Annotated in this window: 20 protein-coding genes; 5 read left to right on the top strand and 15 right to left on the bottom strand. The window is 64.9% G+C overall.

Annotation, left to right across the window (positions count from 1 at the left end; genetic code table 11):
• Nucleotides 1–26 precede the first annotated feature (26 nt).
• Together MH112_RS12580 and mnmA are read right to left on the bottom strand one after the other, a co-directional pair.
• A complete protein-coding gene (locus MH112_RS12580; protein ID WP_296568250.1) occupies nucleotides 27–1049 on the bottom strand; it encodes a fatty acid desaturase in 1023 nt (340 codons plus the stop codon).
• A gap of 131 nt (nucleotides 1050–1180) precedes the next feature.
• Nucleotides 1181–2371: a tRNA 2-thiouridine(34) synthase MnmA gene (gene mnmA / locus MH112_RS12575; RefSeq protein ID WP_296568249.1), complete on the bottom strand. Its 1191-nt coding sequence runs from the start codon at nucleotides 2369–2371 to the stop codon at nucleotides 1181–1183.
• 142 nt (nucleotides 2372–2513) lie between these two features.
• Here mnmA and MH112_RS12570 point away from each other — a divergent pair, with 142 nt between their 5' ends.
• Nucleotides 2514–2936: a GFA family protein gene (locus MH112_RS12570; RefSeq protein WP_296568248.1), complete on the top strand. Its 423-nt coding sequence runs from the start codon at nucleotides 2514–2516 to the stop codon at nucleotides 2934–2936.
• On the opposite strand, the gene MH112_RS12565 is transcribed toward MH112_RS12570, so the two are convergent.
• Nucleotides 2933–4054, bottom strand: coding sequence for a phosphatidylinositol-specific phospholipase C1-like protein (locus MH112_RS12565; protein ID WP_296568247.1), 1122 nt, complete (start codon nucleotides 4052–4054; stop codon nucleotides 2933–2935). The genes MH112_RS12570 and MH112_RS12565 overlap by 4 nt on opposite strands.
• A gap of 151 nt (nucleotides 4055–4205) precedes the next feature.
• Between MH112_RS12565 and MH112_RS12560 the strand changes: the two genes are divergently transcribed.
• Nucleotides 4206–5840 (top strand): sensor domain-containing phosphodiesterase, encoded by a 1635-nt coding sequence (locus tag MH112_RS12560; protein ID WP_296568246.1) that lies wholly within the window; start codon nucleotides 4206–4208, stop codon nucleotides 5838–5840.
• A gap of 67 nt (nucleotides 5841–5907) precedes the next feature.
• Here MH112_RS12560 and MH112_RS12555 read toward each other — a convergent pair whose 3' ends face one another.
• Nucleotides 5908–6243 carry a GIY-YIG nuclease family protein gene (locus MH112_RS12555; RefSeq protein ID WP_296568245.1) on the bottom strand — a complete coding sequence of 112 codons (336 nt, stop codon included), beginning with the start codon at nucleotides 6241–6243 and terminating at the stop codon, nucleotides 5908–5910.
• Between the two features lie 55 nt (nucleotides 6244–6298).
• On the opposite strand from MH112_RS12555, the gene MH112_RS12550 reads away from it, so the two are divergent.
• Nucleotides 6299–6856, top strand: coding sequence for a DUF2239 family protein (locus MH112_RS12550; protein WP_296568244.1), 558 nt, complete (start codon nucleotides 6299–6301; stop codon nucleotides 6854–6856).
• A gap of 20 nt (nucleotides 6857–6876) precedes the next feature.
• Here the strand turns inward: MH112_RS12550 and cckA are convergent, their stop codons facing one another.
• A complete protein-coding gene (gene cckA, locus MH112_RS12545; RefSeq protein WP_296568243.1) occupies nucleotides 6877–8961 on the bottom strand; it encodes a cell cycle histidine kinase CckA in 2085 nt (694 codons plus the stop codon).
• 240 nt (nucleotides 8962–9201) lie between these two features.
• Here cckA and yghU point away from each other — a divergent pair, with 240 nt between their 5' ends.
• Together yghU and MH112_RS12535 are read left to right on the top strand one after the other, a co-directional pair.
• Entirely contained in the window at nucleotides 9202–10077 is an 876-nt protein-coding gene (gene yghU / locus MH112_RS12540) for a glutathione-dependent disulfide-bond oxidoreductase (RefSeq protein ID WP_296568242.1), read from the top strand.
• Nucleotides 10078–10089: 12 nt separating this feature from the next.
• Nucleotides 10090–10716: a CoA pyrophosphatase gene (locus MH112_RS12535; RefSeq protein ID WP_296568241.1), complete on the top strand. Its 627-nt coding sequence runs from the start codon at nucleotides 10090–10092 to the stop codon at nucleotides 10714–10716.
• 21 nt (nucleotides 10717–10737) lie between these two features.
• Here MH112_RS12535 and MH112_RS12530 read toward each other — a convergent pair whose 3' ends face one another.
• The 10 genes from MH112_RS12530 to MH112_RS12485 form a co-directional block, all read right to left on the bottom strand.
• Nucleotides 10738–11052: a type II toxin-antitoxin system RelE/ParE family toxin gene (locus MH112_RS12530; RefSeq protein WP_296568239.1), complete on the bottom strand. Its 315-nt coding sequence runs from the start codon at nucleotides 11050–11052 to the stop codon at nucleotides 10738–10740.
• Nucleotides 11049–11315: an addiction module antitoxin gene (locus MH112_RS12525; RefSeq protein ID WP_296568237.1), complete on the bottom strand. Its 267-nt coding sequence runs from the start codon at nucleotides 11313–11315 to the stop codon at nucleotides 11049–11051. The genes MH112_RS12530 and MH112_RS12525 overlap by 4 nt, the downstream gene beginning before the upstream one ends.
• A gap of 84 nt (nucleotides 11316–11399) precedes the next feature.
• A complete protein-coding gene (gene flhB, locus MH112_RS12520) occupies nucleotides 11400–12491 on the bottom strand; it encodes a flagellar biosynthesis protein FlhB (RefSeq protein WP_296568236.1) in 1092 nt (363 codons plus the stop codon).
• A 51-nt stretch (nucleotides 12492–12542) separates the two neighbouring features.
• A complete protein-coding gene (fliR, locus tag MH112_RS12515) occupies nucleotides 12543–13298 on the bottom strand; it encodes a flagellar biosynthetic protein FliR (protein ID WP_296568234.1) in 756 nt (251 codons plus the stop codon).
• A gap of 4 nt (nucleotides 13299–13302) precedes the next feature.
• Nucleotides 13303–13566 (bottom strand): flagellar biosynthesis protein FliQ, encoded by a 264-nt coding sequence (fliQ, locus tag MH112_RS12510; RefSeq protein WP_296568233.1) that lies wholly within the window; start codon nucleotides 13564–13566, stop codon nucleotides 13303–13305.
• A 123-nt stretch (nucleotides 13567–13689) separates the two neighbouring features.
• Nucleotides 13690–14811 (bottom strand): hypothetical protein, encoded by a 1122-nt coding sequence (locus tag MH112_RS12505; protein ID WP_296568232.1) that lies wholly within the window; start codon nucleotides 14809–14811, stop codon nucleotides 13690–13692.
• Nucleotides 14812–14950: 139 nt separating this feature from the next.
• A complete protein-coding gene (locus MH112_RS12500) occupies nucleotides 14951–15226 on the bottom strand; it encodes a hypothetical protein (RefSeq protein WP_296568231.1) in 276 nt (91 codons plus the stop codon).
• A 955-nt stretch (nucleotides 15227–16181) separates the two neighbouring features.
• The gene (locus MH112_RS12495) at nucleotides 16182–17048 is read right to left on the bottom strand and encodes an alpha/beta hydrolase (RefSeq protein WP_296568229.1); all 867 of its coding nucleotides are present in this window, start codon (nucleotides 17046–17048) and stop codon (nucleotides 16182–16184) included.
• An 87-nt stretch (nucleotides 17049–17135) separates the two neighbouring features.
• The gene (locus MH112_RS12490; RefSeq protein WP_296568228.1) at nucleotides 17136–17546 is read right to left on the bottom strand and encodes a hypothetical protein; all 411 of its coding nucleotides are present in this window, start codon (nucleotides 17544–17546) and stop codon (nucleotides 17136–17138) included.
• A 22-nt stretch (nucleotides 17547–17568) separates the two neighbouring features.
• Nucleotides 17569–18315 (bottom strand): SDR family oxidoreductase (locus MH112_RS12485; RefSeq protein ID WP_365787197.1); only part of this gene is annotated, 747 nt, incomplete at its 5' end.

The raw sequence follows: 18315 nt of genomic DNA, 5'->3' as shown, positions 1-18315 counted from the left end.
TCTGTCCCCTCCAGCCCTTCGCCGCCTCAGGCCGGCTGACGTAGCTCCCTGAAGCCGATCATGCGGCCGGCGGCCTCATCCCAAAGGGTCAGCCGTGCGCAGCTGAGACTCTCACGCATGCCCAGCCGGCTGTAGCCCCGCAGCTCCGGATAGTCTTTCAGGGCATCACCCAGACGATAGAACGGAATGCGGCTGTGCAGATGGTGCACATGATGCACCCCGATATTGGCCGTCAGCCAGGCCAGCGGTTGGGGCAGGTCATAGAAGGAGCTGCCATTGAGGGCGGCCTCGTGCAGGTTCCAGCTCTCCTGGCGCGCCCAGCTGGTCTGTTCGAACTGGTGCTGGACATAGAACAGCCAGACGCCCGCCGCCGCCGCCAGGAACACGGTCGCCCCATAGACCGCCAGGAACGGCACAGCCCCGAAGACCAGAATGCCCGTGGCCAGCACCAGGGCCATGCCCAGGTTCGTGCCCATGACACTGATCCAGGCCTTGCGGTCGGCCATCATGCCAATGGGCAGGCGGTGCTGCAGGAAGAACATATAGGCCGGGCCAATGGCAAACAGCACCATCGGATGGCGGTAGAACCGGTACAGGAACCGTCCGACGGTGGACCGAGACTGGTACTCCTCGACGGTCATCAGTTCGATGGCGCCCAGTTCGCGGCGGTCGAGGTTGCCCGACGTCCCATGATGGTTGGCGTGTGAGGCCTGCCAGTAGCCATAGGGGGTCAGGGTCAGCACCCCCAGAACCCGGCCAAAGGCGTCGTTGAGCCCACGGCTGGCAAACAGCGATCCATGGCCGCAGTCGTGCTGCAGCATGAACAGACGCACCAGAAAAGCCGCTGCCGGGACACTCAGCACCAGCCCCAACCAGATGCCATTGGCGACCAGAAGGGTGGCGGCCAGGGCGAAACCGGCCAGGGGCAGGATGGTCAGTGCGATCTCACCCAGACTACGGGCGAGTTGCGGCGCGCGATAGACCGCAAGAACCTTGCGCCAGTGGGCGGCGCTGAGGCGCCCCGTCGGGGCCGAAGAGTCAAAAGCCATGAACAGCGGGGTTCCGTAAGGGGCGTGGGCCCGGGCGGTAAGGGGACGGCGTGATTAGACGGCCCGGCGACGGGAATGAGGCCTGCCAGAGGATTGAGCGGCTGACCAGGGGGGCGGCGCAAGAATCATCGTCAAAGTGGGGCGGCGACTGTGGCCGCAATGAAGCCTCCGCCCAGAACCCGGTCGGGATCCTCGGGCGCATAGAGCACGCAGGCCTGGCCCGGGGCCACGCCTTCCTCGGCCCCATCGAAAATGACCCCCACCTGATCACTCACCCAGGCCAGACGGCCCGCCACTGGCTCGCGGGTCGATCGCACGCGAGCAAGCACGGCTCGGCCCTCGTCGCAGGCGGCCGCGAAGCTGGCCGATTCGCCCAGCCAGTTGGTCTCCTTCAACGCCAGGGCCGCCGTCAGCAGGGCTTCCCGGGGGCCGACGATGACCTGCCGGGCTGCAGCATCGATCCGCACCACAAACAGCGGATCACCCACGGCCACGTTCAACCCCCGGCGCTGGCCGATGGTGTACCGGGTCACGCCCTCATGACGGCCCAGCACGCGGCCGTCCATGTGCACGATGTCCCCAGGCTCGGCACCCTGAGGCCGCAGCCGGTCAATGACGGTGGTGTAGCGACCCTCAGGCACGAAACAGATATCCTGGCTGTCGGGCTTGTCGGCGATGGCCAGGCCAAGCTCAGCGGCCACCCGACGGACCTCGGTCTTGGGCAGTCCGCCTAAGGGAAAGCGCAGGAAGTCCAGCTGCTCTGGCGTGGTAGCGAACAGGAAGTAGCTCTGGTCGCGGGTCGCATCCACCGCCCGCTGGAGGTGCGGACGATTGCCCCCAGCGGCGCGGCGAACATAGTGGCCCGTGGCCAGGGCCTCGGCCCCCAGGTCCCGGGCCACGTCCAGCAGGTCGCGGAACTTCACGGTCTGATTGCAGCGCACGCAGGGGATCGGGGTCTCACCGCGCAGATAGGCGTCGGCGAAGTCCTCCATCACCTCCTGGCGGAAGCGGCTCTCATAATCGAGGACATAGTGCGGGATGCCGATGGCCTCGGCGGCGGTCCGGGCATCATGGATATCCTGGCCAGCACAGCAGGCACCCTTCTTGGCCAAGGCCTGACCATGGTCATAGAGCTGCAGGGTGACGCCCACCACGTCGTAGCCTGCCTTGGCCAGCAGGGCGGCGGTGACGGTGGAGTCCACGCCCCCCGACATGGCTGCCACCACCCGTGTCCCAACGGGCAGCCCGACGGCGGCGCGCACGGCCTCGACAGCGGCGTCGGCTGCGGGGGCGCTCGAAAGATCCAGAGGGCGGGTCGTCATCGGCCCTATTTAGCGACTGCCGGGACCATTTGCGAGCAAGGCCTAGGGCTAAGGTCCTGACATGCCTGGACCAGGGATTGGACGGGGGGCAAACTTGGCGCAACCTTTCGCCCCGCCCCGAAGTTCCAGGACCAGTGCACCCATGAACAACCCTTCGGAGGCTCAATTTACCGGCGGATGCCTGTGCGGCCAGATCCGCTACGCCCTGCAAGGGCCCCTGGCTGATATCCAGCTCTGCCATTGCAGTCAGTGCCGCAAGGCGCAGGGCTCGGCATTTGCCGCCAGTATTCCCGCCCAGGCGTCACAGCTGCGCTTCACCGCCGGCGCGGACGCCCTGGTGTCCTACGAGTCATCCCCGGGCAAGACCCGGATATTCTGCGGTCGTTGCGGCTCGCCCCTGTTCAGCCAGACCACCAACCTGCCCGGTGTTGTTCGCCTGCGGGTTGGCAGCCTGGACGAACCCCATGGTGCCAAGCTCGGTGCGCACATCTTCGCCGACTCCCATGCCGACTGGTGGTCCATCAACGACACCCTGCCGCGCTACGCAGGTCGGGTGCCGGCCTAGTCGACAGGCTGCGAGGTGACCGGTGCCCAGAGCGGGTTCAGCCGCGCCGCGCCGCGCCCGGGCAGGACCACCTGATAGTCGCTCAGGCGCACGTCGGGCACCATGTAGTCTGTGGAGATGTACTGGGCACCTGCTGCAAAGGCGGCGTCGCGGCGGGCACCGTCATTCTGGCGCGCCTCCACCGTATCGGCGTCGGCCCGGGTGCGCACCATCAGACCAGCTGCGACCGCCGCGGCGATGCGGTCGGCCTGGGCCAGGGGGTCATTGAGGGTGATGTAGCCTGCGGCATCTTCGGTCTCGGGAATGTTGACGAACATCACCCGGCCCTCCAGGGACGAACGCTCGCCCCGGTAGAGGTCGACCTGGTGGCGGGGGGCGTCCAGGGCAAACATGACCCGGCCCCGGCCCTGCGCCAGGCTTGGCCAGGCCCCCGCCGCGACGGCGGCCTTCAGGGACGGATGGCTCCCCTGCACGCTATCAGGGGTGATCAGCGCCTCGGGCCCGAACACACTGCGGATTTCGGCGTCCACAGCGTCCATGGCTGCCGCGTCGAAAGCGGCCGGCGCAACGGCCCCTGGGACTGGCAGAGCCTCGCCCTCCTTCAGGTTCAGCAGGATCAGCAGCGGGACATGGTCGGGATTGGCTTTCGACCAGGTCACCACCTCGGCCAGACAGCCCGTGAACAGGACACAGGAACTGCGATAGTCGATGTCCTGGACATGCATCACCTTCAGTCCCGGCGCACTCAGAAGCGCCACGTCATAGGGCGTCGTCCCAGGCACCATTCGCAGGCCGAGCGGGCGGGCATAGCGGCCAGGCTCGGGATCGTTGAAGACATCGATCTCCAGCTGGCGGGCACCGGCCGCCAGCTGATCGCGCAGCGGGGGGTGGGCATAGTCGAGACCGCTGGCCTGGGCCGGGGCCATGGCGCGCAGCAGCGCCATCTCGGCCGGCGGGATGGCGAGCTTATAGGAATTGTGAGTGCCCACCGCCTGCAGGGCGTTGATCGGCAGCTGGTCAATCAAGGCTCGGGTGCAGCTCGAACCGCCGTGGGGTGCCTCCAGATCGCAGTCCGGGGCCAGGGCCAGGGCGGACGCAAACATCAGGGCGACGATCATCGGGCTCTCTCAGCGGGCTGAAATGGGTCGGTTCAGGCACCAAAACCTACCGGTTTTGGGTGATTAAATGCGCTTATCACAGGTTTTCGACATCACCGTTACGCGGGATTAAGCCTGAGTGTGCAGAGTGCGCCGGTCACAGGAGACCATCTTGTCGCTCACCAACAAAGCGCTGCTCGGCTTCGCCTTCGCCTCGGCCGATCTCCTGATCGAAACCTCGGCTGAGGGGCGGATCACGATGGCGCTTGGCGCGGGCGAGGCCTTGGCCGGGTCGAAGGACCGCGCGCTTGAGGGCGTACAGCTGGCCGACTTCATCGCCCCGGACGACCGTGAGCTCGTGCGCATGGTGTTCAAGGGCCTGCATGAGGGCATGCGGGCTGGCCCGATCATCGTGCGCCTGGCCAGCCAGGATGGGGAAGCCCGCGCCGCAGGCCTCTCGGCCTTCAGACTGCCGCAGAACAATGGCGCGGTCTCCTGCGTCATGACCCGCGCCGCCGTCACCCCTAGCCCCGGTGCCCATGGTCTGCATGACCGGGCCTCCTTCGAGACGGCTGCGGTGTCGATCCTCGAACAGGCCCGCAACCGCGGCCACGAGGTCGAACTGACCATGGTCGATGTGCCAGGCTTCGAGGCCGTGGCCAAACGGGCCGGCGAGGCCGAGGGCGCTGAACTGCGCGCCCGCCTGGCGGCTGTGATCCGGGCCCAGTCCTATGCCGGCAGTTCCGCCGCCGGCCTGGGGGATGACCGCTTCGCCCTGCTGCGCGAGGGCCCTGAGACCCCCGAGGAACTCTCCCACAGGATCGTCCAGCTGCTGGACCTGGACCCCGCCCTCGGTGTGTCGCCGGTGGTCCAGGCTGTGCGCGCCTCGGGCGAGCTGCCCTCAAGTCATCTGCTGCGGGCCATCCGCTACGCCACCGACAACTTCCTGCGCGAAGGCCACACCACGACCCTGCCGTCTGATCTCAGCCAGGCCTTCGAGGCCTCTGTGGCCAAGACCATGGCCCAGGTCAGCGCCCTGGGAAAACGGGTGGAAACCCGCGACTTCGCCCTGTTCTACCAGCCCGTGGTGACCCTCAAAGGCCCGGCCAAGCTGCATCACTATGAAGCCCTGATCCGGTTCGGCGACCAGGGGGCACCCTTCCCCATGATCCGCATGGCCGAGGAGATGGACCTGGTCTGCGCCCTGGACTCCGCTGTCGTGGATAAGGCCCTGGAGCAGCTCTATCTGCGCCCCAAACTGATCCTGGCGGTGAACCTGTCGGGGCGCTCCATCGGCAATCCGATGTTCGTCGATGAGCTCTGCGCACGCCTGGCCGCCAACCCCAACATCCGCAACCGACTGATGTTTGAACTCACCGAGAGCGCCGCCGTCGGCGATCTGCCCCAGGCCAATGGCCATCTCCAGAGGATCCGGGCCCTGGGGTGCGAGATCTGCCTGGACGACTTCGGCGCCGGCGCCAGCTCCCTGGCCTATCTGCAGCAGCTCACCGTTGACGTGGTCAAGTTCGACGGTGCCTTCATTCGCAACCTGGAACATGACAGCCGCGGGGCGGCCTTCATCAGCCAGCTGGTGCGGATGTGCGAGGAGATGAAGGTCGAGACCCTGGCCGAGATGGTCGAGACCCCCGTGGTGGAGGACGTCGTCCGCAAGGCCGGCGTCGACATGGCCCAGGGCTGGCTCTACGGCGCCGCCGCCCGCGAACCCGCCCCCTTCCCGCCCCTGGCCGCCCAGGCCAACGCCACAGCCCCCGCCCGCCGCCGTGGGGCGATGGAGAGCTGGGGGTAGGCGGGGATAGGGCCTGCTTCAGGTCCTTCTGAGACTTCGAGAGAGCCTGCTGTTGGGCTGCCCCCCCCTAAACCCCCTCCGCGTCCAGCCGCACCCGCCACAGCGCGGCGCGTTTGGTGAGTTCGTCCTTGCGGCGGAGGTCGGAGTAGTCCTCCGGCAGGCGATCCAGCACCTCGAAGCGGAAGGCGTCTGCCCCGTGGGTGGTCCAGGCGGCCTGTAAGGCGCGGTAGGGGCTGGAGCCCTGGCGCAGGGCAAACCAGAGGCCGTTCTGATGGGTGTCTATGTGGCGGCTCTGGCCGACCCAGACCTGGCCGGTGGCCTCGCAGATCACGGCGAACACCCCGGCGAGGGTCGGCCGCTCCTTATAGGCCGCGATCTGCGCCTTGCGGATGGAATTGGTCATGACAGCTCCTTTTTACCCGGGTATATGTCTCAGAACATTTTATCCGGGTAAATAGATGAACGACGCGCCCACGCCACCTTCCGCCGCTCTGGCCCTGTTCCGTGGGGACCAGCGCATAGCCGCCGGATCAGCTGAAACCGTCTTGGTCGCAGCCCTGGCGGCGCAGGAGGCTGACCCCAATGCCACCCTGCTGGCCTTTGACCTCAGCACGGGTCGGGTCGTGGACCTGGACTATCGCAGTCGCCCTGCGCCCCAGGCGCCTGAAGCGGTCCGCCGGGGGCGGCCGCGGCTGGGTGTCGTGGCGCGGGAGGTTACGCTGCTGCCACGGCATTGGGACTGGCTGGGCGAGCAGCCCGGGGGCGCCTCCGTCACCCTGCGGCGGCTGGTCGACCAGGCCCGCAAGGCCGGTGTCGGGGCCGACGAGACACGCCACAGGCGGGAGCGCGCCTATCGCTTCATGTCGGCCATGGCCGGCGATGCGCCGGGGTTCGAGGAGGCCAGTCGCGCCCTGTTCGCGGGCGATGAGAGCCGCCTGAGCGCGCTCATGGGCACCTGGCCTGGGGACGTTGTCGCCACGATCCGGGAGTTGCTGGAGCCAGCCGGCGAGGCCTGATGGCCTCGCCGGCTGCGGCCTCAGGCGGCCTTCTGCAGTTCCTGTTTGACCCGCTCGGCCAGGGTCTTGATGTCGATGGGCTTGGGCAGGAAGGAGATGTTGGTCTCGCCTTCCAACAGGTTGGAGAACTCGGCCTCGGCATAGCCGGAGATGAACATGACCGGCGCGCCGGCCAGGTACTGCCGGGCCTGTTTCAAGAGGTCAGGCCCCTGCATACCGGGCATGACCACGTCGGAGATCATCAGGTCGATCTGGCCGGCGTGCAGTTCGGCAAGCTCCAGGGCCTCTTCGCCGGACGCGGCCTCGATCACCTCATAGCCCCGGGCGCGGAGCAGGCGGGCGGCGATGCCGCGCACGGCGTCCTCGTCCTCGACGAACAGGATTCGGCCAGCGCCAGAGAGGTCGCGGGCCACCGTCTTGGCCTTGACCGTCGGGGTGGGCGCAGGAACGCCCAGGGCTGGCTGGTAGACCGGCAGGAAGATGCGGAAGGCCGAACCCTCGCCCATCTTGGAGGCTACCGCGATCCAGCCGTCAGACTGCTTGACGATGCCATAGACGGTGGCCAGCCCCAGGCCCGTGCCCTCACCCACCGGTTTGGTGGTGAAGAAGGGGTCGAAGATCTTGTCCAGCACCTCGGGCGCGATGCCAGGGCCGTCGTCTGACACCTCGATCAGGGCCTGATCGCCGCTGGCGCCGGGATAGCCCAGGGCCGCGGCCTCCGTCTCCGAGACCCGGGCGGTGCGGATGCGCACGGTCGTGCCGCCGTAGGCGCGCACGGCGTCCCGGGCATTGACCGCAAGGTTCATGACGGCGGTCTCAAGCTGGCCCCGGTCGACCCGCACATGGGGCAGGTCGCGGCCATATTCGGTATCGACGGTGACATCCTCGCTGAGCACCCGGCGCAGCAGCACCTCGAACTCGCTGATCAGTTCGCCGAGCTCGAGGATCTCCCGCTGGACGGTCTGCTTGCGGGAGAAGGCCAGGAGCTTGCGCACCAGATCGGCGGCGCGGTTGGAGGTCTGGCGGATCTCGTTCAACCCCTCATAGGAGGGATCGCCCACCGGATGGCGGGCCGCGAGACTGTCCAGCTGCATCAGAATGGCGGTCAGCAGGTTGTTGAAGTCGTGGGCCACCCCGCCGGCCAGCTGGCCGATGGCCTGCATCTTCTGGCTCTGGGCCAGCTGCAGCTCCATCTGCTTCTGGTCGGACACATCCACCAGATAGCCGACCCAACGCCCGCCGGCCCGGGACAGATAAAGATGGGCGATCTTGGCCGGGTCCTTGGCCAGTCGAACCTCCAGCGCCCCTTCGATCCCCTGGGCCAGGCGCTGGGCGGCGTCCTGCCGCGACTGGGTCTCGATCAGGTCGCCGAACGCCTGACCCCGCTGGAACGGACCGGCCATGCCGGCCAAGGCGGGATTGGCCTCGATGATCACGGCGTTGAAGGGGTCTTCCCCCTCCAGCAGGGCCGCCCCGAAGGGCGAGGCCGCAGCAAAGGCGTCCAGCACCTTGGGCGGCGGGGCCTTGGCACCGGCGGCGGCGGTGAGCACCTCAAGCGCTGCGGCCGGCAGGGCCAGACGCTCCGGCGCAGCCGGGCGCAGGCGGATCAGGAAGCGGCGGGCCCCGCCGGGGGTCCCCACGGGGGCGATCTCCGCCGAGTGATCCTGGCCAGCCGCGCGAAGGGTGGCGTGCGCGCTCTCCCCCCGGCGGGCGGCGCCGAGGGCGGCAAACAGGCTGGCTGCAGAGGCCCCGCCCTTGGGCAGGCGTGGGGCGTCGCCCAGCACCGCGCGCCAAGCGTCGTTGCAGGCGTGGATGCGACCGTCAGGGCCGGCCAGGGCTGTAGGTTCGCTCAGGGCCTCCACCAGGCGCTCGGCACCGGGCTCGGCATCCGACGGGGGCTCCAGGGTTGAGCGCAGGACAAACAGGCCAAGGCACGCCACGCCGGCCAGCCCCACCAGCAGCATCAGGCCGGCCAGGGTAGCGGGACCGGCATTGATGGCCGGGGCGGCGGCGAAGGCGACAGCCAGCAGGAAGAACACCACCGCGATGGCGGTGAGCGGGTCAAACCGGCGCGCCGGTTCGGCGCCTTGCGGGGTCTCAGCCATGGCGGACCTGCGGCTTGCCTTAAGGCGTGGGGCCATTCGCCCCACCGAATCATCGAGCATCATACTGCACAAGGCCACCTGAGACCCTTAGGAGAGCTTTCTGTGGCAGGAAGGTTTTAACCAAACCCTCCCCAAAGCCTCCCCAAAGCCTCTGGGGGCTCGCCAAAGTGGCGCTGGCCCACCACATTGTCGGGAGGCGCTGCCAAGGCGCAGACAGATCAGCTGGTCCGGGAGAGAACCATGAGCGATACGACCGACTACGTCCCCCCCAAGGTCTGGACCTGGCAGAAGGGGAGCGGCGGCCGCTTCGCCAACATCAATCGCCCGATCGCCGGCCCGACCCACGATAAGGATCTGCCGGTGGGCCGCCACCCGATGCAGCTCTATTCCCTGGGCACCCCCAATGGGGTCAAGGTGACCATCATGCTCGAAGAGCTGCTGGCGCTGGGCCATGCCGGAGCGGAGTACGACGCCTGGCTGATCAATATCGGGGCCGGCGACCAGTTCAGCTCGGGCTTTGTGGATGCCAATCCCAACTCCAAGATCCCGGCCCTGGTGGACCACAGCGGGGCGTCGCCGGTTCGCGTGTTTGAGTCCGGTGCCATCCTGATTCATCTGGCCGAGAAGTTCGGCGCCTTCCTGCCCACTGATCCGGCCAAGCGGGCCGAATGCCTGTCCTGGCTATGCTGGCAGGTGGGCAGCGCGCCCTATCTGGGCGGCGGGCTTGGCCACTTCTATGCCTATGCGCCGATCAAGATCGAATACGCCATCGACCGGTTCGCCATGGAGGTGAAGCGCCAGATGGACGTGCTGGACCGCCGTCTGGCCGAGAGCGCCTATCTGGCCGGGGATGATTTCACCATAGCCGACATGGCCGTCTGGCCCTGGTATGGCGGCATGGCCAAGGGCCTTCTGTACGAGGCCGGCGAGTTCCTTCAGGTCCACGAGTACAAGAACGTCATTCGCTGGGCCGACGAGGTCGGAGAGCGGCCCGGCGTCAAGCGCGGCCGCATGGTCAACCGCACCTATGGCGACCCGGCCAGCCAGCTGCGTGAGCGTCACGAGGCCAGCGACTTCGAGACAAAAACCCAGGATAAGATTGAGGCAGGCGGCTAAGGCCCGCTCCCCGTGACCTGCCGGTTTGATTCTGCCTTCCGCCAGGATTTGGCCCTGCGGCTTTCAACCTTTCCCCGGATCAGCCATCCGGGGACAGGGCTGAAGGCGGCCGCCGTGGCCATCACCCTGGTGGCGGCCGACGACGGCTCGGGCCAGGCGGCCTTCCTGCTGACGCGGCGCTCGGCCACCTTGCGCGCCCATGCCGGCCAGTGGGCCCTGCCCGGGGGCCGCTGCGATCCGGGCGAGACCCTGGAGGTCGCCGCCCTGCGGGAGCTGGAGGAGGAACTGGGGCTCACCCTGCCGCCGGAGAACATCCTCGGCGTGCTGGACGACTATCCGACCCGGTCGGGCTATGCGATCGCCCCGGTGGTGGCCTGGCTGGACGATCCCGGCCAGATCCGGCCCAATCCCGACGAGGTGGCTTCCGTCCACCACATCCGCCTGGACGGGCTGATGGCCGACCATGCGGTGGACTTTGAGACCATCCCTGAAAGCCCCCGCCAGGTCATCCGCCTGTTGATCGGGGACCAGCACATCCACGCCCCGACGGCCGCCTTGATCTATCAGCTGCGCGAACTGGTGGCTGGCCGCATCACCCGGGTCAGCGACCTCGACCAGCCGGTCTTCGCCTGGCGCTAGGGCCCAGGCTTCCATTTCGCCCTACGGCCCGAAATCATCTCGAAATCGGGAGATCTGATGCATGCGCTCGTGCAGCACAGTGACAATGCCGACATCGCCGTCGGTGAGCGCCCGCCAGTAGATCAGGTGATGCTCATAGCGGCCCACAAACCCCTCGACACCAAACTCGGCTGGCACGGGTCGCCATGGGATCTGACGATCGGCGATGGCTTCAAACCGCGCAAATAGGCCGCGGATATAGCGTTCGGCCTGAGCCTCACCCCATTGCTCGAGTGTGTAGCGATAGATGTCTTCAAGCCGCACCAGCGCCGCAGCCTGGATACGATAGCCGCTCATCGCGCGGAGGTTTGCCTGGCCACCTGGAGAAACGATTCGGCAGTGGTGCGGACGAAGCTCTCGTCGCTGTGGCTGAAGGCCTGCTGCAGCTCCGCCGTGAGGCGGGCGAAGCGCTCGTCCTCCCGCTGAGCCATGTCGCGCCGTATGAGGTCACGCACATACTCGCTGACATTCTCGTAGACGCCTTGAGGACCAACATTTGCGGCAACGAAGTCGCTCAGCGGCCCCGTGACGCGGACATTGAGTGTGATTGGCTTGGACATCGGGGCTCTCACTTGTCCACATCCTAGCGGAATATCAGGACAGGTCTAGGTGAGCTCCGACCTCCGCGCCCGTCCCATCAGGCTCTAGCGCATGGGCCTCGCACGGGGCGGCGGCGCGGCGCGGGCACCGAGGATGAAGCCGATGATCTTGGCCACCGCCTCGAAATGGGCCGGAGGAATGGTGTCGTCGATCTCCACAGCCGCATAGAGGGCCCGGGCGAGCGGCGGGTCCTCGATCACAGGCACGCCGGCTTCTTCGGCCGTAGCGCGGATACGCAGGGCTACGGCGTCCAGGCCCTTAGCCACACATTGCGGCGCCCCGGCCCCGCCGGCCTCGTACTTCAGGGCCACGGCATAGTGGGTCGGGTTCATCACCACCACGGTGGCGGTGGGTACTGCCGACATCATGCGGCGCCGGGCGCGGTCATGGCGCATCTGGCGCAGCTTGGCCTTGATCAGCGGGTCGCCGTCGGTCTGCTTGAATTCCTCCTTCAGCTCCTCGCGGCTCATCATCTGCTTCTTGAGAAAACGGTGTTTCTGCCAGAGCCAGTCGACCCCGGTAATCGCCAGCATCAGGGCGATGACCGCAAAGACCAGTTTCCGCAGCACCTCGGCGCTGAAGGGCAGCATGGCGGCCGGGGCCAGGGCCGAAAGGGTCTGGAACTCGTGCAGGTGCGGCTTGAGCACCACATAGGAAACGCCCGCCACCACCAGAATCTTGGCCAGCGACTTGATGAACTGGGCCAGACCGTCCGGACCGAAAATCCGACCGAAGCCTGAAATCGGCGAAACCTTCTTGAAGTCGGGCTTCAGCTTCTCGCCGGTGAACAGCAGGCCGTGCTGCACCAGATTGCCGGCCATGCCGCCAATGGCCGCCGTGACCAGCACCGCGGCCAGGGCTGGGGCCATGGCCATGATCGCCATCCGCGCCACGGTCACCCCGCCGCCGCCCTGCAGATGAATTTGTTCGGGATGGGCGATGAACGGCAGCAGGGCCGTGGCCATGCTGGTGGCCAGCCAGCCGCCGAGAATGGCGATCGCCCCAGCGGAAAGGGCCAGGGCCAGGAGCGGTGCCAGGTCCTGGGTCTTGGCGACATCGCCTTTCTCCCGCGACTGTTCGAGTTTTCGCGGGGTGGCCTCTTCTGTTTTTGAAGCTGCATCATTGTTCTCAGCCATGGGCGCGCGCACCCATGGCCAAGGTCACAGTGATACTGATCGCAGGCGTCCTCACAGGAAGGTCCCGATCAGGTCGCGGTAATGGTCCAGCCAGACCATGCCCAGCACGCCGAGGCTGAGGGCGAAGATGGCCAGCGAGCCCAACACCAGGAGCGGCGTGGCCACAAAGAAGATCTGGAACTGGGGCATCACCCGGCCGACCAGGCCTGCGGCAATGTTGAAGATCAGCGAAAACACCACCACGGGCGCCGCCAGCTGGAGCCCCAGGGCAAAAGCCTGGGCTGTGGTCTGCACGGCCAGCTGGGCGGCGTCCCCCACTGGCAGATCGCCGCCAAAGGGAAACAGCCGATAGGACGAAATGATCGCTGCCAGGAACATGTGGTGCAGGTCTGCCGCCATGATCAGCGCCACCCCCATCACCGTGAGGAAGGTCGAGAGCGAGGTCGACGGCTGGGCCTGACCCGGATTGGTGGTCTGCGAGAAGGCCAGGGTCGACTGGATGGAGACGATTTCCCCCGCAATCCCCAGGGCCCCCAGCATGGTCCGCAGGATGGTGCCGATCATCAGGCCGATCAGCACCTCGCGCAGAATCTGGCCAAACATCTCGCCGTTGGTGGCGGGCACCGGGCCCACCTCGCCCCCAAGCACCGGGAACATCATCAGGGCAAACAGGAAGGCAAAGGCCAGCCGCACCCGCGCCGGCACAGAGCCATCCCCGACCCCTGGCATCAGCATCATCATCGCCCCCAGCCGGGCGAAGATCAGGCCAGCGGCATAGACCTGAGGGGCTGTGGCATAGGCGTCCATGGCCCTACATGGCCGCGATGCGCGAGGCGATCTGGTTCATGAAACTCGACATCAGAGCTCCCATGAGCGGCAGGAAGACCAGCAGGGACAGGAAGATCGCCACGATCTTCGGGGCGTAGACCAGGGTCGCCTCCTGGATCTGCGTCAGCGCCTGCATCAGGCCAATGGCCACGCCCACCACGAGGCCGACAATCAGCACCGGCGCTGAAAGCTGGATGGTCAGCCAGATGGCGTCACGGCCAATATCCAGAACCTCGGCACCATTCATCGCGCGCCCTTTCGCAAAGCATGGGGAACTGCGCGGGACAATGGCGAAACGTGGTTAACGAAGGGCTACTTCTACAGCCCCCAAGCGGGAGCAGAGGTCGCTCATGTCCCCGGAGGCTAAACCCTAGGCCGCAATGTCTTCGTGCAGGATACCAGCAAGACTGTCTTCGAATTCGACGAACATTTCTGCGAGATCAGACGCGAGAATAAGGCGGGGGCGGCCAGCCGGGAAACGGTACTTCCAGAAGCTGGTGATATGCTGCAACGATCCCAGGTATTCGCCAAGCTCTACAAACATATCTGGCGCCGACATAAGGAAGGCCCTAAATGTCGCAGGCTCCTTAGACACGGTGAGCGCTGAGTAAGCCGTCTTATAACGACCTACTATATTTTCCGCCCGCTCCATCGAAGTGACAAGTAGAGCGAATATCTTTGATCTCGCCTTATTTGTATATTCTTTAACGTCAGCGCTAGAAACGACAGTTGGTTCAATACTTTGGATTTCACCCAGAACCTGCATCATCTGGGCCTTTGTTTCCTGAATGATCCAGCTGTAGTAGATAAATCCCTTCCAGGCGAACATGCCCTCTGTGTATTCTCGGTCCGACATTTGGAGCGCACTCTTAAGCAACTCAAATTCGCCATCAGAGCCGGGATTCAATATCTTCTCTGCCAGGCGTCGACCATATTCCGATCTATTGGCATCTGGACCTGCAGAAAGCACAGCAAGCACAGACAGCTCTTTCCGGGTATACTCAAACATTCCAGAAAGATCTTTCTCGCTGATCGAGAAATACTGTCTGGCCGGGACGATCCCATTCTCGCGCAACTTCTCACGCAGCAAAAACGGATCTAAGGACGGCAAACTATCAATGATATCAAGCGCATCTCGATCATCGCCACCACTTTTGAGATCAATTTCGAGGATCTGCTCAACAGCCTCCTCAAATAGCTTTTCCCCAATGAATATCGACCATGCACCAGATCGAAGGTCGCCGTGATCCAAAGGGACAAGTATTTTTGTGGCGGTGACACGGGGGCGAGAAAACAGATCGATCTCATGCGGACGCAGACGGTGCTTCAATATGATCGATCTATCCAGCGCCGGGTTCTTGAAGAGTGGCGACTTTTTAAAGTCTTCATTGTTCTTGAAAATTTTGTGAACACGCACAAGATTGAGCACACGATAAGATGATCCACCTTCAGCAAGGGCCTCAAGGCTGCGTATCGTTTTATCGCTTTTCATTTAGTATCTGTTCGCCATTTCACTTTTGCGGTGTGGTTTCACTTACACAGCTTGTATAGTCTCGCGTATGCGTTAAATCAGTCTGATCTGATCTGATCTGATTTTTTGGGACGATCACGCCCCCCAGCTCGCTCAGCGCTTAGATCGCAATGCGAATAATGCTTCCAGCAACGTAGGGGCGTTCACCTGCTAAGTGCGGTGTCGACGATCCCAACAACTGCGCCTTTGGAGAGCTTGATTTATAGATGTAATAGCCAACCTGCTGAGGTGTCTTGATTACAAAGTCATCCTTGCCAATCTGGATCGGCAGGTTTTGCTGGACATTTGAGTCTTTCGGCTGGCGCACAGGCTCTTGGGTGCGGCGGTCAGGGAACGTCAGCGCGGTCAAACTAGGCGTATTCGTGCCGATTTTCATGAAACTGATCCCCCCGGCCCTAGGCGTCTTTCGTATACTTCGTGACCCGAGCGGAAACGGCGCGGGTCGCGACAGCAGTCGCCGTTGAGATCTGGGTCATTTCAGTTGATGAGGGTACGCGTTCTGGGACCAGGAAGCCTCGAGCACCTCGGCGCTCAACATGACCGCTGGCTACGAGTTTATGTATGTGTCGACGTGCGGTTTCATAGGGGATGCCTAGGGACAGAGCGACGCTCTGTATTGAGATTGGCCTCCTAAGAGCATCTGGATAAATTCCGCCTTGTGCATCGTCTCTGGGTGCATTCGTGACGTTCAAATGTTGAACATTGCCTCTGAGTACCGAAATAAAGACGAGCGCTGTGGTGGGATCACCTCCGAAGGTGTTTGACAACACGTTCATAATTCGAAGCATGAGGTCATATGACTGGGAGGCGATGTAACGATCTACGGACAGCACATCCGATCCGATGTCGATCACATTTGTGATACATACATCTTGAGATTTCTCCGTTACGCGGATATTATTCCCTCGCTGCCCCACGCTAATTCTACCTGGATTGCCAACCGTCCATCATACTTTTGACACGGTGCGCGCCAGGACGATTTTCATCAACCCTGGCGTTTGTCATTTTGGGTATATTTAGATTTTCAACATGAATTGCGTTACTTAAGGACGCATTTTCCGGCCCTGTCGGTATGCGCTCGTCCTGAGGTTGTGCGTGCGCAGGTGTGCTGGCCGGCTGATGGGTAAAGGCGTCAGGCCCAGGCATAGCTGAGGCTGCGGCATCGGTTGCGCGCAGGCGCTGAGCGTCGGACAAGCGCCCGCAGCCCCGCGTGATCGTCTTGGCGCGCGGCGTCTTCGCGCTGATCCTAGGCGCTTTGGGCTAGGTCGATAGGTGAGCCGTCCTGAGGGGGGCCCTGCCGGGTACCTTCCGCGCGGCGCTGAAGGCTGGCCCTACTCCGCCAAAAACCCCTCGACCTCGGCCATGAAGGCTTCGAGCTGGTCGTGGTGGACCCAGTGGCCAGCACCTTCGAAATTGACCAGGTGGGCGTTCTTGAAGTGCTGGATGCGACCGTCAGCTATGGGGTCAGACGCCCAGGATTCCTCCCCGCGCATGAGCAGGACCGGGCAGGTAATCTGGCTCCACAGATAGTGCTGGTCGGTATGGGACAGGCCGCCCAGGCCCCAGCGGGAGTGATTGTCGAACTTCCAGCTATAGGTGCCGTCCTCGTTCTGGTGTGCGCCATAGATGGTCAGGTGCCGGGCCTGTTCCGGCGACAGGTGCGGGTTTTCCTCGGCCATGCGGGCATAGGCCTCATCCAGGGTGGCATAGCGCCTGGGGCTACGGCCGGAGTTCTTGCGGCGGTCCTCAATCCAGTCGCGCAGGCGCTGATCCACCGAGCGGCTGGCCTGCTCGGCCATGACAGCGGGCGATGGCCCCAGGCCCTCAATGGCGACGATCTTCTTCACCGCGTCCGGATAGGCACCGCAATAGTTCAGAGCGATGCCCGCCCCCATGGAGTGGGAGATGATGGTGACGGGTGCCAGGCCCTTCTGGTGCACGATCTGGGCAATGTCATAGATATAGGCGCCCATGTCATAGCCGCCGCCGATGGCCCATGCGCTGTCGCCGTGACCGCGCAGGTCGGGGGCAATGATATGGTAGCGGTCCCGCAGGCGCTGAGCCACCCAGTCCCAGTTGCGGCAATGGTCCCGCCCCCCGTGGACCAGCAGCAGGGGCTCAGCCCCCTCATTGCCCCAGTCCACATAGTGCAGGCGCAGGCGCTGGGAGAAGTAGAAGTGCGAGGTGGGGCCTTCCATGGCGCGTCGTCTCCCGGCGTCGTTCAGGGCGTCATCTCGGGAGGCTTTAGCACGGTGTCCGCGTCGGCCAAGGGGGCAGCCCCCGGGTCAGGCCTCGCCCTCGGTATCGTCAATGGCCCTCTCCACCAGGTCGCGCCAGGTGGGGTCGGTGTCGTCCACCAGATCCACATCCTCAAGCAAGGCCACCGCGCCACCGCCATCGGGCAGGATCAGGCCCAGGACCTCCATGATCTCGCCCTCGGCGTTGGTGTGAACCTCGGCCTGGACGACGACAGCGGCCTGTTCGCCATCCTCCTCCCACCAGATCACCGGCTGAGGCAGGTCCATCTCCAGCAAGCGGGCACCTGTGGTGTCGCCCAGGGCGAAGACGGCGCGCTTTTCCTGTACGTCGTCCAGGGTGGCCACGGCGCTGGTGAAGGGAACCAGTCGTCCCCAGTCCTCGGCGTCATAACCGCCACCTTCGGGCTCGCCCAGATCGTCGTCAGAGAAGCGGGTCATGGGATGGGGCTCCTATCAGGCGTCAGCGCACGAAGCTGGCGCCATTCACGTCCAGGACGGCCCCGGTCATCGAGGCCGGGGCGTCCAGGGCGAGGTAGGTGGCGACACTGGCCACCTCATCAGGCTGGGCGACGCGCCCAAGCGGAATATCGGCCAGCAGCTTGTCGCCGCCTCGGCTGGCCAGATAGTCCTCCGCCATGCCGGTCATCACGTAGCCAGGGCAGATGGCGAAGGCGAGCAGCCCCTGGCCCGCATAGCCCCGGGCGATGGACTTGGTCATGGCCACCATGCCGGCCTTGGACGCCGCATAGTGCCAGTGGGCCGGGGAGTCCCCGCGATAGGCCGCCCGGCTGGCCACATTGACGATGCGGCCCCGCAAGCCGGCACCTTCAGGCGCACGCCCTTTGGCGTGCAGCACCATGCGCCGGCAGAGGTCGGCCGAGGCCTGCAGATTGATCTGCAGGGTGCGGCTCCAGCTGGCCTGCCAGTCATCGTCCGGGGCCTCGACGGGGATGGCCTCGAACACCCCGGCATTATTGACCAGAACATCGATGCGACCCTCCAGAGCCTCCAGGGCCGCCGCCCAGAGCCGGTCGCCGGCACCCGACGCGCTGAGGTCGGCAGCCAGGATGCCTGGGGCCGGGCGTGTCCCGTGACCCACGACCCTGGCACCGCGGGCGCTGAGGGATGAGAGGATGGCCGCGCCGATCCCACGGGTGGCACCGGTAACGAGGATGTGTGGCTGAGACTCAAGCATGCTTGAGCCTAG

Source organism: Phenylobacterium sp., assembly GCF_022402485.1.
GTDB lineage: Bacteria > Pseudomonadota > Alphaproteobacteria > Caulobacterales > Caulobacteraceae > Phenylobacterium.
The sequence above is the reverse complement of the archived record's forward strand: the minus strand, read 5'-3'. Positions and strand labels throughout refer to the sequence as shown.